Below are 12750 nucleotides of genomic sequence, written 5' to 3'. Positions count from 1 at the left end.
TTTGATAAGTACAATGAAGATAGCTAGGGAAACGTTTACAATCAGAGTGTAATCAGTCAGGAGGTTTTGTGATGGACTTGGAAAAAGTTTTAAAACAAAGAATCGAAGAGTTGTCAGCAATTGGGAGTGATCCTGCAGGAGGGATGACACGCTTACTTTATACAGATTCGTGGTTGGCAGCACAAAAGTATGTGCAAAGCCAAACTGAGGCGTTTGGACTGGAAACGCAATTTGACGAAGTCGGGAATCTGTTTTGTCGAGTGGCAGGAACGGAATTTCCTCAGGAAACGATTTTAACTGGGTCACATATCGACACAGTAGTTAATGGTGGGACCTTAGATGGTCAATATGGTGTTATTGCTTTCATGACGGCTGTTCAATATTTATTAGACAAATATGGGAAACCACGGCGTTCTCTAGAAGTGCTTTCCATGGCTGAAGAAGAAGGGAGTCGTTTTCCAACGGTTTTCTGGGGAAGCAAAAATGTCGTTGGTGAAGCCAAACGTGAAGAAGTAGTCGACATCTCTGACAACGAAGGCAAAAAGTTTGTTGATGAGATGCATCGCCAAGGCTTTGATTTTCGGCAGGAGCAAACAAGACGTGAGGACATTGAAGCATTTGTCGAAATTCATATTGAACAAGGCAATATTTTAGAGAACGAAAAGCTCCAAGTCGGTGTTGTTCATAGTATTGTAGGGCAACGTCGCTACACGGTTACCTTAAAAGGGCAAGCCAATCATGCAGGCACTACGCCAATGAGTTACCGTCATGATGCGGTATATGGCTTTGCTAAAATTTGTGCAGAAGCCATTGATCATGCAAACGAAATTGGGGATCCGTTAGTTTTAACATTCGGCAAAGTCATTCCGAAACCCAATACAGTCAACGTGGTGCCTGGAGAAGTGGAATTTACAATTGACTGCCGTCATACCGACGCTGCTTTTTTACGACATTTTACAGGTGAATTAGAAGAACGGATGAAGACAATTGCTCAAGAATTAGGCTTGACGATTGCAATTGACCGCTGGATGGATGAAGCCCCTGTACCGATGAATCAAGCAATTGTAGAAGTTATTGAACAAAAAGCCAAAGAAGGCAAGTATCAGTATCGTATGATGCATAGTGGTGCTGGGCATGATTCGCAAATTATTGCGCCCCATTACCCGACAGCGATGATATTTGTGCCAAGTATTGGTGGGATTAGTCATAATCCAGCAGAAGCAACGGCATTTCCAGATTTGGTTGAAGGCGTCAAGCTTTTAGCAGATACCTTATATGAATTAGTGTATAAATAAGATAGAAAAGGAAGAATTGTGATGGGTTATAAAAATAATCGAGTTGGTTACCAAAAAGAATTGTTAACATCAAGAGCTGTGATAAAAAAAGACAATTACGCCATTATTCCCCATGATGGTTTGGTGCAAAATGCAGTACCTGGTTTTGAAAATGTCGATATTTCCATTTTGGGATCACCTAAATTAGGTGCGACATTTGTGGATTACATTGCTACGTTTCATAAAAATGGTCAACAAACAACTGGTTTTGGTGGCGACGGGATTCAAACGTTGGTTTATGTCATTGACGGTCGTTTGCGCGTTTCAGATGGTCAAGAAACCCATGAGCTTGAAGCCGGGGGCTACGCCTACTTTACGCCTGAAATGAAAATGTATTTAGCGAACGCACAGGAAGCGGACACAGAAGTTTTCTTATATAAAAAACGCTATCAGCCGTTGGCGGGCCATCAACCTTATAAAGTGGTTGGGTCAATTCATGACCAACACCCCGAAGAATATGAAGGAATGACAGACGTTTTACTTTGGAGTTTATTGCCGAAAGAGTTTGACTTTGATATGAATATGCATATCTTATCTTTTGAACCAGGCGCTAGTCATGCCTATATTGAAACGCATGTCCAAGAGCATGGTGCGTATTTAATTAGTGGCCAAGGGATGTACAATTTGGACAATGAATGGTATCCAGTGGAAAAAGGGGACTATATTTTCATGAGTGCCTATGTGCCACAAGCAGTCTATGCGGTTGGCCGTAAAGAACCGCTAATGTACGTTTATTCCAAAGATGCCAATCGTGAACCAGAATTATAACGAAAAGCCGAATGTAAAGTAATGACCTCGGAACAATAGGATTTGAACACGCAGTGGTGAACGGTAGAGTCCTTTTTCTTGGTAGACGTTACTTTTATTCGGCTATTTTCCTGTTAATTATTTTTCTGAAAGCTCTAGCGCTACCCGTAAGAGTAAACTCGTCTCAGGCTCTTGAATAGAGGTGTCTAATAATTTTTCACATTGATTCATGCGATATTTAATGGTGTTTCTGTGAAGGTAAAGAGCGTTGGCCGTTTTAGTAATTTCGCAATTGAAATCTAAAAAAACTTTCAAGGTTTTTCGTAATTCTTGTAACGTCGGTTCCGTCGGATAGGCCAACTCTTTCAATTGTTGCTGGCAAAAGTATTCAACATCTTCAGTGCCAATCTTTTCAAAAAGTCCAGCTAGGCCTTTGGGATGGAACAATTGCACAGTCGCTGGTTTTTGAGCGTGTAAAGAAGCCTCTAATGTCGAGGAAGCTTCAATATAAGAATTAGGCAAATCTTCTAGGTTTTCATAAGCATTGCCTAAAGCAAAGCGAATGGTAATAGGCAAAGCCTGTTGCAAACGTTCAGCGAGGTTTTGCAAAATCATCAAATGGTCATTTTTCTTAGATTGAAAAATCAAGATACTTTTATTTTGATTTTTTAATTTAAACAAGGCGACATCTGGCAGGATTTCCGGCAATTGTTCTTTGAGCCATTGGAAAATTAGTTGCCCTTCCGCTTGCTGATAACGAATATGGGTTTCATTTTCTGGTTTAGTCACGCCGTAGACAATCGCTAATTGATAATAATCACTGTTGATTAAACGATAATTTTTCCAAAGTTCCAACCAATTTTGATGTTTACTCAGCGCTTTTTGATGTGTATCAAGCAAGCGGTCCAAAAAGTCTGTTTTGAGATGTTCAAAAGATTCAGCAATTTTCTGGTTTTTAAATAACATAAAAGTCAAAACTAAAATGGCCTGATCAATGGCAAATTCAGAAATAGGATAAGGAATCTGTTCAGGAGATAAGACCAATAAATAATAGGGAAAATAATCGTTCACACGAATTGGAAAGCCAGCTACTTGAATGTTTTCTTGTCGCTCATCCTGTAAACGAAAGATTTTCTTTTCTTGTGCCAATTGTTGAAAGTGGTCTTTTGATAATTGTTCGATGAAAAACTCCGCCGATTTTTGATTGCCATAAAAATAATTTGAGTGGGCAATCACCTGTTGCCAAGGACTTAATAAAATAATTGGCGCATTTAAAATTTTCGCAAATTCAGCGATGAAGCGCGTAGCATCAACATCTTGCATTAATAATGTTGAAAAACGCTTTTGTATGTCAAATGCTACAGACATCTGTTCGGTTTTGCTATCACGAAGATAGCCTACAATTTCATGCAACAACCCGCCTAGTGGCTGTGTGCTAGGAATTTTAATCAGGGGCAAATCAACGGCACTGGCATAGGCAACAATTTCGGGTGAAATTTCGTCAAGGAACCGCCCAACTTTGATTCCTAAAGCCGTACATTCTGCTTGTTTTAACGAGTCAATAAAAGGTTTCAATTTTTCTTGATCATCTTTATAAATCATTGCCGTTGTTAAAATCATGACATTTTTAGGGATAAAATCAGCCACATCAGGTGTTTCCGTGATTTCTACACTTTCCAAGGGCTGTGTTAAGTTTGAGTGAGACGATAATAATTGTAAGTCAGAAAATCTTGGTAAAGCCAAGACCTCAGCTAATATTTTCATCACAACAACCTCCTTTTTTTATAGTATAGCGAAGAATAAAAAGGAGTACAAAAGATAGTTATTGAATATGTCTAAAAAACAAAGTCAAAATAGTGCAAATTGAACAATGAATTTCTGGGTTTTTCCAAAGATAATAAAAGAGAAGAATTAAAAATGAAGTGAGGGATTACTATGTATCAACAACCAAATTTTGTACGGCGAACAATCATGACGCCGGGACCAGTCGAAGCCCATCCATCGGTACTTCGTCAAATGGGTCAACCAATTTTAGGGCAATTCGATCCAGAATTTCTACAAATTATGGATGAAGTTCGGGAAATGATTAAAGTACCTTTTGCCACAAAGAATCAACAAGCCTTTGCCATTGATGGCACGTCACGTTCAGGCTTGGAAGCGGGGTTATTTGCATTGATTGAGCCAGGTGACAAAGTGCTTGTGCCTGCGTATGGCCGGTTTGCTTATTTATTAGGTGAAATTTGCGAACGCGCCCGGGCCGAAGTCATTTATTTAGAAAAGGACTGGCTCGCACCGTTTGAACAAACAATGGTGATTGAAGCGATTAAAGAACATCAACCAAAAATTGTTGCGATGGTCCACGGCGAAACGGCGAATGCACAAATGCAACCGCTGGATCAAATTGGCGCCTTTTGTCGGGAAAATTAAATTTTCTTCGTAGTAGATATGGTGGCGACTTACGGCGGTGTCGAAACAAAGGTCGATGATTGGAAGATTGATATTGCGGTAGCAGGCACTCAAAAATGTGTCAGCGTACCTTCAGGTCTTTCTTTGATTACTTACAACCAACGTGTGGCCGACTATCTGGCGGGCCGTTACCAAAAAGAGTTAGGGCTTGGCGCGGATGCGCGGAATGAACGGTTCATTCAAAGTAACTACTTGGATTTATCGCAATTAGAAAAATATTGGGGGCCAGAGCGCTTAAATCACCATACAGAAGCGACTACAATGATTTATGGTCTACATGAAGGGTTGCGCTTGTTACTTCAAGAAGGCATGGAAAATGTCTACGCACGTCATCGGAAAAACGATCGTATTTTAGTTGAAAGTCTGCAAAAAATGGGCTTAGAAATTTTCGGGAAGTTAGACACAAAAACACCAACAGTCATTCCTGTGGTCATTCCAGAAGGAATTGATGGTGAAAAAGTGCGGAGCTTATTACTGGATCATTTTAAAGTTGAAATTGCATCTTCCTTCGGTGATTTAAAAGGAAAAATTTGGCGGGTCGGTAATATGGGTTACAGCAGTCGCGAAGACAATGTGTTGCATTTTTTAAGTGCCTTTGAGACTGTATTGAAACACCAAGGCTATCAATTTGAAGGCGGTAGCGGTAGTACTCATGCATTGGCTGAGTATTTAAACTAAAAAAGAAGGTAGGACAAAGGTCACTACGTAAAAAAGCGTAGTGCTTTTGTTCCTTGTGAAACGTTAACCAAAAAAATGATTGGTGGAGGAAAAGAAAATGACAGACAAGACAAAAAGTTCGTTGGCTTATTGGAAAAAAATCGTTATTTTACTATGTATGGGCTGGGTAACAATCTGGATTTATCGTTCCGCGCTTTCTCCCGTTTATCCACAAATTCGTGCGTCTCTAAATGGTAACGCTTCCGATACGGCCCTAGGGTCCATTTCTAGCTTTTATTTTCTCGGTTACGTAGTCATGCAGATTCCTGCAGGCTTCTTGGTAGACAAGATTGGGAAAAAACGTGTATTAATTCCAGGCTTTATCTTGTTTGCGCTGGCAGCATTACTGATTGCCCAAGCCCAAACGATTGGAACAATTTACTTAGGTAGCTTATTGGCAGGCTTAGGATGTGGTTCTTTCTATGGCTCGGCTTACTCGTTGACGTCGCAAAACATTCCTCAAGCAAAAAAAAGTTTTGCAACAGCTATTGTCAACAGTGGTTCAGCCGTTGGTTCAGGTTTAGGGATGATTTTATCTAGTTATTTAGTTGCCCAAAAAGGATTGCCTTGGCAAGTGATGATGTACATTTCCGCCTTTATGATTATTTGTATGTTAGTGGCTTTTCAAGTGATTATTCGCAATCATAAAGAAGACATGGCCTTGATTCAGCCAACCGTTGTTGATGAAAAAGATAACGGAGCGGTAAAAGAAAAAGTGCCCTTTAAAAAACTGTTTGCGCCACATATGCTATTTGCGTATATTTTATATTTTGGCACTTGTTATGCATATTATATGATTGTGACTTGGTTACCTAATTTTTTAAGTACCGAACGTGGTTTCCAAGGAGCGGCAATTGGATTGTCCTCTTCGCTGGTCGCATTTGCCTCTATTCCAGGAGCGTTATTTTTTAGTCGGTTGGCGGATAAGTACATGCATAAAAAAGTTCAATTCATCGTTGTTTTAGAATTTTTAGCAACAGCCATGCTTTTGTTAACTGTACAAGTAAGTAATGCGACGTTGTTATTAATTGCTTTAATTATGTATGGGTTCTTAGGAAAATTAGCTGTAGAACCGATTATTATTTCTTGGCTAGGTGAAAATGCACCAAAAATTGGAATTGGCACTACTTTGGGCGTGTTTAACTTTTTCGGCATGATGTCATCTGTGATCGCCCCAGCTTTGACTGGGAAAATTTCTGACACAACTGGTTCGAAAGTCATGGGCTTTTATATCGCCGTCGTGATTTTACTAATTGGCACGATTCTTTTTATGCTTGTCAATTTAAAAAAACGCGGGGCAGATTCGTCTAATAAATAAAAATAAAACAACGCAAACTTATCTTTCGCTGAATAAGTTTGCGTTGTTTTACTTTTTGACAATCATATTGATTGCTTGTGCTAATCGCTCTTCTTGTTCTTTAGGGTCTTTTTCAGGATTTTCAAAGCAATGCTTTAAATTCTCCGCAACAATCATCCCCATCACGCGATCAATACTAGAACGGACCGCACTCAACTGAGTGATAACATCGATACATTCTTTTTCTTCATCAATCATTTTTTGAATCCCGCGAATTTGACCTTCTGTGCGGCGTAAACGATTCAGCACTTTCTTTTTTTCTTCAGTCATTTTGCCCCTCCTTAAGAGTAGTGATTGGTTTAAAATATACCTACACGAGGTATTTTTGTCAACTATCTTTTCTTTGAATCTAAAAATGGCAGAAATCTCTTCAGTTGACAAGTCTAACTTTTTCATGTTAAATATACCCCATAAGGTATATAAGAGAAGGAGAAAAAGATGTTATTTCAATTGTTTAAAAAAACGCCAAGTATTTCAACAAAGGAATTGCAGTCACGTTTATCTAAAGAGATAACGTTATTAGATGTCCGAACACCTAGCGAATACCGAGCAGGGCATATTCCACAAGCGATTAATGTCCCACTTAACAAAATTCCCGCCTACAACAAACCCGCTAACGAGGTCTATGTGATTTGCCAGTCCGGCATGCGCAGTAAAAATGCGGCCAAAATTTTAGCGAGAAAAAACTATCACGTGATTAACGTTCGTGGCGGGATGTCCCAATGGTCTGGTCAAATTAAAGGAGGAAAATAAATGAAAATTGTAATTATCGGAGGCGTGGCTGGTGGTATGTCAGCAGCGACACGTTTACGTCGCTTAATGGAAGATGCTGAAATTGTTGTCATGGAAAAAGGCCCTTTTGTTTCATTTGCAAACTGTGGTTTGCCTTACTACGTTTCTGGCGAAATCGCAGAAAGAGAGCAACTGCTTGTTCAAACACCCGAAGCGTTAAAGGCACGGTTTAATTTAGATGTTCGTCCTCACCATGAAGTGGTGGCGATTGATCCAATAGAAAAAGTGATCACAGTGAAACATGAAACAGAAATTTTAACAGAACACTATGACAAATTAATTTTATCACCAGGGGCGAAACCTTTTGTGCCACCAATTACAGGATTGGCAGAAGCCAAAAATGTTTTTTCATTAAGAAATGTTCCTGATTTAGATCAAATTATGACAGCCTTGACACCAGAAACAAAACGAGCCGTCGTGATTGGCGCAGGCTTCATTGGCTTGGAAATGGCAGAAAACTTGCAAAAACGCGGATTAGAAGTCACTCTCGTGGAAAAGGCACCCCATGTTTTACCGCCATTAGACGAAGAAATGGCCGCTTTTGTCAAAACTGAATTAAGCAAAAACAATGTTCAAGTAATTACGGGACAATCTGCGGTTGCTTTTGAAGAAGAAGGGCAAGTGATTCGCTTAGAAGACGGTCAAACATTAGCTTCTGATTTAACCATTTTGTCGGTGGGTGTCCAACCAGAAAATACCTTAGCAGTTGAAGCAGGTGTAGCAACTGGTTTACGTGGCGGTATTGTTGTTGATGAACACTATCAAACGAATCAACCCGATATTTATGCGGTTGGGGATGCTATTGTAGTGAAACAACAAATCACTCAAGAAGATGCGCTGATTTCTTTAGCTTCTCCTGCCAATCGCCAAGGACGTCAAGTAGCGGATGTGATTGCTGGGTTAGAGAGAAAAAATCAAGGGAGCATTGGGACTGCCATTGTGCGAGTCTTTGATTTAACCGCCGCTTCAACTGGTTTAAGCGAACGAGCTGCTAAAGCTGCTGGACTAACAACAGCTGTTGTGCATATCAGTGGAAAAGACCATGCGGGGTATTATCCTGGTGCAACAGATCTTCAGTTAAAATTAGTTTTCCATCCTACGACAGGGGAAATTTATGGCGCACAAGGAATTGGGGCAAAGGGCGTAGATAAGCGGATTGATATTCTTGCGACCGCTATTAAAGGACAGTTAACTATTTTTGATTTGCCTGAATTAGAGTTTACCTATGCGCCGCCGTTTGGTTCAGCGAAAGATCCCGTGAACATGTTAGGTTATGCAGCGATGAACCTTGTAGAAGGATTGAGTGAAAACGTTCAATGGCATGAGTTATCCAATGAATTAGCTAAGGGGGCTGTTTTATTAGATGTCCGTAATCCCGCCGAACGAGCCAATGGTCAATTTAAAAATGCTGTCTCTATTCCTTTAAATGAGTTAAGAGAACGTTTGGAGGAATTAGACAAGTCAACGGAGTACATTGTTAGTTGTCACAGCGGTTTGCGTAGTTATATTGCAGAACGGATGCTAAAACAAGCAGGCATCTCAGCCAAAAATTTAGATGGTGCTTTTGCGCTATATCGAATGGTAAAACCGGAGGAACTAGAAAATGTATAACACGATTGGCATGCCTGAATTTTATCAGGAAGCAAAACGAAAAAAATTACCGATTATTGATGTACGAGAAGAAATGGAATACCAACTGGGGCATGTCCCCCAGGCCATCAACTTACCTTTAAGTACTTTAACCGAAAATTATCAGCAATTAGATAAAAACCAACCCTATTATCTGATTTGTCAAATGGGATCGCGCTCCGCACAAGCGTGTGCGTTTCTCAGTCAACAAGGGTATCAAGTAACCAATGTTCTAGGTGGTACATCTGGCTGGTTGGGTCAATTAGAACAATAAAATAACAAAAAACGTTTATCCTTTTACACAGGATAAACGTTTTTTTGTTAGATAAAGATGTGTCAAAACTGTAAGAGGAATGATAGGAAGATGAAGGGACCAGTTTTTTTATTCATTATATACTAAATAAAATGACAAACTCGTCAACAGAAATCAAGGAGGAACAAATAAATGAAAAAGTCAGGCCAGAAGAAGCGAAATAAAAAAGTGTGGTTCGGTATTGGTGCCGCAGTGGTCGTCGTCGGATTTATCGGAGCAAAAACAGTTTTTTCTTCAAAAGAAGTTGAACCTGAATACACAACGTATACCATTACAGAAATGGCCTCATTAAAATTAGATGGTCAAGTGAGTTTTCTAGATACTCGGGATATTTTCTTTGATCCTTCTTTAGGAAAAATTGCCGAAATAAATGTTGAAAATGGTAAAGAAGTCAAGAAAGATAGCCCATTGTTAACGTACAATAACTCAGACATCCAAGCCACAGAAACAGAACAAGCGAATGCTGTTAATCGAAACAATCTTCAAGTCCAACAAGCACAAGAGAACGTTAACTTAGCAACTCAAAAATACAATGAAGCCTTAAACAAAGTTGCTGCAGCCAAGCAAAAATTAAACACCGCAAAAGAGGCTGAAGAGAAAGAAACACTAAATGCGGAAATTCAGCAATTGAATGAAGCTGTTAGTGCTGCGAATAGTGAAGTCGCCCAAGCTAACCAAGCCCTTCAATTAGCCAACAGTGATGCCGTCGGAGCAGCAAACACGCTTGAACAAACACGTGGCAAAGTCAACACAGTTGTTACAGCACCAATTGATGGCCAAGTCACTGTCGATGCTAGTGCCATGAGTAGTACCGACAAACCAGTCATTAAAATTGCAACACAAAAGAAAAATATTCAAGGAAAAGTAACCGAATATGATTACGATAAATTACAGACAGGGGAAGAAGTAACAGTGACGACCGTTGGTTCAGGCAAATCAGCGCCAGGCAAAATTGTTTCCATTGCGCAAACCCCAATAGCTAAAAATGAAGGTAATCCAGTAGTGAGTTATCAATTTACAGTAGAAGGTGATTTTCCTTGGGCAGAAGGCTTGTCTACTAGTATCGCTGTGCCACAAAAGCAAATGATTATACCGACAGCAGCAATCCAAAAAGAAGGCGAAAAAGAATTTGTCTATGTTTACAAAGCGGGCAAAGCGAAAAAAACACCGATTGAAACAGAAACAAATTTAGGTCGTAAAGTTGTCAAAAGTGGCTTGAATTGGAAAGACCAAGTGATTGCCAATCCCAATAAAGAATTAAAAGATAATCAAGATGTTCAGGTAGCTGCCAATGATTAAGCTAGCCCATATTCATAAATATTATTATTCCGAAGAAGAAACACTGCATGTGTTAGATGATATTAACCTCCAAGTAGACGCTGGAGAATTTTTAGCGATTATGGGTCCTTCTGGTTCTGGGAAATCGACTTTGATTAATTTGCTAGGCTTTATTGATAAAAAGTTTGAAGGAACGTATTTATTTGAAAACCGTGAAATTGGCGACTTTTCTGATAAGGAACTATCCCGAATTAGAAATGAAGCAGTCGGCTTTGTCTTTCAGAATTTTAGTTTAATTGAAACACTAACAGTTGAAGAAAACATTGAATTACCTCTTTTATATAGTGGGTTAACCCCAAAAGAAGCCAAAGATCGTGTCCACGAAGTTCTGACAAAAGTCGGCTTGCCAGATAAAGGCAAGAAGCATCCAAAACAGCTTTCGGGCGGACAACAACAACGTGTGGCTATTGCGCGTGCGATTGTCAATCGGCCAAGTTTTATTATTGCAGATGAACCAACTGGGGCTTTAGATAGTAAAACATCGGAAGAAATTTTAACGCTCTTTCAGCAATTAAACAATGAAGGTGTCACCATTATTTTAGTGACACATGATGAAGAAACAATTGAATACTGCAATCGTTTGATTAAAGTTCGTGATGGAAAGATTTTAGAGGAGGTGCTGACATGAAACGTTCAATTATTTGGAAAACCGCCTTCCGTTCCATTTTGAAAAATAAGCGACGCAGCTTGTTAACGATGCTAGGGATTGTCATCGGGATCGCTTCGGTGATTACCATCGTGGCTATCGGTAACGGCTTTAAAGAAGACATGGTCGATAAATTATCTGCTGAAAAACAAAAAGAAAATGTGAAAAAGATTTCTTTTTCGGCCTACAACACTTCGGATATGTTTAGTGACCAAGCGATGTTTACCGACAATGATTTAGGGGTCGTGCGCATGGTTCCTGGCGTAGAAAAAATTGATTTTGATCAAAGAGAAGTTGATGGCGCCCAAAAAGGTACACTGAATTTTCAAGCAGGACCGAAAAATCTTTCTGTAACCTATGAACTTGCCGACAAAACCACCAAAGAATTGTTGGCGGGACGCCAACTGAATGATGGAGACAATGCAAAACTGGATAAAACAGTGGTGGTGGATGAACTGGTTGCCAAAGAACTCTACCAAGACCCAACTGCAGCAGTTAATCGAACTTTTCCGTATAAAGATCAACTTTTTACCATTGTTGGCGTGACAACCAATACCAGCGGTGCCATTGGTCCAGGTAATGATGACTCATTGCTTTATTTTCCCAAAAAGACCTATGAACATTATTTCGGCAAGCTAAAAGATACATCTACGTTGAAGCTAACAGTAGCACCTGGCTATCAACCAGATCAAGTATTGAAAGAAACAATAAAAACTCTCTCTCAACAAGGAACCATGAAAAACAGCGGGACGTATCAAGAATATAATGTTAAAGATACCATCAAAGAAATGGGCTCTTTATTAAATAATTTAACCTTGTTTATTTCCGCAATTGCGGCCATTTCACTGGTAATTGCTGGGGTCGGCGTTATGAATATGATGTACATTTCGGTTTCAGAACGGATTAAGGAAATTGGTATCCGACGTGCATTGGGCGGGACAGCCAGTGATATTAAAAAGCAATTCTTAACAGAAGGAATTGCCTTGACCTTAATCGGCGGAATTACTGGTTATCTTTTAGGAATGATTATTGCCTACTTAGCATCAATGGCACTACCGTTTTCTGTTCGTCCAGATTTAATGACCGTTTCATTAGCCATTGGGATTTCTGTCTTTATCGGGGTTGTATTTAGCTATTTCCCTGCCTCGGCAGCTTCGAAAAAAGACTTGATCGATATTATGAAATAAATACAAACAGCAAAAAAACAGCCACTTTTGGCTGTTTTTTTTAGTGAAAGTAGAAAAAAATCCAAAGATTTCAAGAGAAAATAGCTGACAAACGTCAAAAGGTTGATATTAGCTACCAACCTTTTGACGTTTGTCAGCTAAATAAAAAAGAAAAAAATTGAAAAAATAGCACGTTGAGGATTAAATAACAAATATTTTTTAAATAAGACTATTAGAAAGCCTTT

The 12750-nt window shown here is 39.4% G+C and carries 11 protein-coding genes and 1 pseudogene; 10 read left to right on the top strand and 2 right to left on the bottom strand.

The genetic code is table 11. The features are described from left to right. Positions 1 to 71: 71 nt before the first annotated feature. Both allC and allE read left to right on the top strand, forming a co-directional pair. Positions 72 to 1295 carry an allantoate deiminase gene (gene allC / locus IGJ04_RS07175; protein WP_438840082.1) on the top strand — a complete coding sequence of 408 codons (1224 nt, stop codon included), beginning with the start codon at positions 72 to 74 and terminating at the stop codon, positions 1293 to 1295. Between the two features lie 21 nt (positions 1296 to 1316). After that, entirely contained in the window at positions 1317 to 2102 is a 786-nt protein-coding gene (allE, locus tag IGJ04_RS07170; RefSeq protein ID WP_438840081.1) for a (S)-ureidoglycine aminohydrolase, read from the top strand. A 117-nt stretch (positions 2103 to 2219) separates the two neighbouring features. On the opposite strand, the gene IGJ04_RS07165 is transcribed toward allE, so the two are convergent. Beyond that, a complete protein-coding gene (locus IGJ04_RS07165) occupies positions 2220 to 3845 on the bottom strand; it encodes a PucR family transcriptional regulator (protein WP_071646811.1) in 1626 nt (541 codons plus the stop codon). Between the two features lie 171 nt (positions 3846 to 4016). Between IGJ04_RS07165 and IGJ04_RS07160 the strand changes: the two are divergent. Further along, positions 4017 to 5225: pseudogene (locus tag IGJ04_RS07160) on the top strand (pyridoxal-phosphate-dependent aminotransferase family protein). Positions 5226 to 5322: 97 nt separating this feature from the next. Next, a complete protein-coding gene (locus IGJ04_RS07155; protein WP_002368361.1) occupies positions 5323 to 6582 on the top strand; it encodes an MFS transporter in 1260 nt (419 codons plus the stop codon). A 48-nt stretch (positions 6583 to 6630) separates the two neighbouring features. On the opposite strand, the gene IGJ04_RS07150 is transcribed toward IGJ04_RS07155, so the two are convergent. Next, positions 6631 to 6891 carry a metal-sensitive transcriptional regulator gene (locus tag IGJ04_RS07150; RefSeq protein ID WP_002355063.1) on the bottom strand — a complete coding sequence of 87 codons (261 nt, stop codon included), beginning with the start codon at positions 6889 to 6891 and terminating at the stop codon, positions 6631 to 6633. Positions 6892 to 7059: 168 nt separating this feature from the next. Here IGJ04_RS07150 and IGJ04_RS07145 point away from each other — a divergent pair, with 168 nt between their 5' ends. The 6 genes from IGJ04_RS07145 (at position 7060) to IGJ04_RS07120 (ending at position 12526) form a co-directional block, all read left to right on the top strand. Further along, on the top strand, positions 7060 to 7374 hold the full coding sequence (locus tag IGJ04_RS07145; protein ID WP_010776140.1) for a rhodanese-like domain-containing protein: 315 nt from the start codon (positions 7060 to 7062) through the stop codon (positions 7372 to 7374). After that, positions 7375 to 9024, top strand: a complete 1650-nt coding sequence (locus IGJ04_RS07140; protein ID WP_016616573.1) for an FAD-dependent oxidoreductase — start codon at positions 7375 to 7377, stop codon at positions 9022 to 9024. Further along, positions 9017 to 9316: a rhodanese-like domain-containing protein gene (locus IGJ04_RS07135; protein ID WP_002355066.1), complete on the top strand. Its 300-nt coding sequence runs from the start codon at positions 9017 to 9019 to the stop codon at positions 9314 to 9316. The genes IGJ04_RS07140 and IGJ04_RS07135 overlap by 8 nt, the downstream gene beginning before the upstream one ends. Before the next feature lie 171 nt (positions 9317 to 9487). Further along, entirely contained in the window at positions 9488 to 10654 is a 1167-nt protein-coding gene (locus IGJ04_RS07130; protein WP_002361088.1) for an efflux RND transporter periplasmic adaptor subunit, read from the top strand. Then, on the top strand, positions 10647 to 11321 hold the full coding sequence (locus tag IGJ04_RS07125; RefSeq protein WP_438840080.1) for an ABC transporter ATP-binding protein: 675 nt from the start codon (positions 10647 to 10649) through the stop codon (positions 11319 to 11321). The genes IGJ04_RS07130 and IGJ04_RS07125 overlap by 8 nt, the downstream gene beginning before the upstream one ends. Then, on the top strand, positions 11318 to 12526 hold the full coding sequence (locus tag IGJ04_RS07120) for an ABC transporter permease (protein ID WP_010820273.1): 1209 nt from the start codon (positions 11318 to 11320) through the stop codon (positions 12524 to 12526). The genes IGJ04_RS07125 and IGJ04_RS07120 overlap by 4 nt, the downstream gene beginning before the upstream one ends. The last annotated feature ends 224 nt before the right edge of the window (positions 12527 to 12750 follow it).

The sequence above is a fragment of the Enterococcus sp. AZ050 genome (assembly GCF_051715085.1).
Lineage (GTDB): Bacteria > Bacillota > Bacilli > Lactobacillales > Enterococcaceae > Enterococcus > Enterococcus faecalis.
The sequence above is the reverse complement of the archived record's forward strand: the minus strand, read 5'-3'. Positions and strand labels throughout refer to the sequence as shown.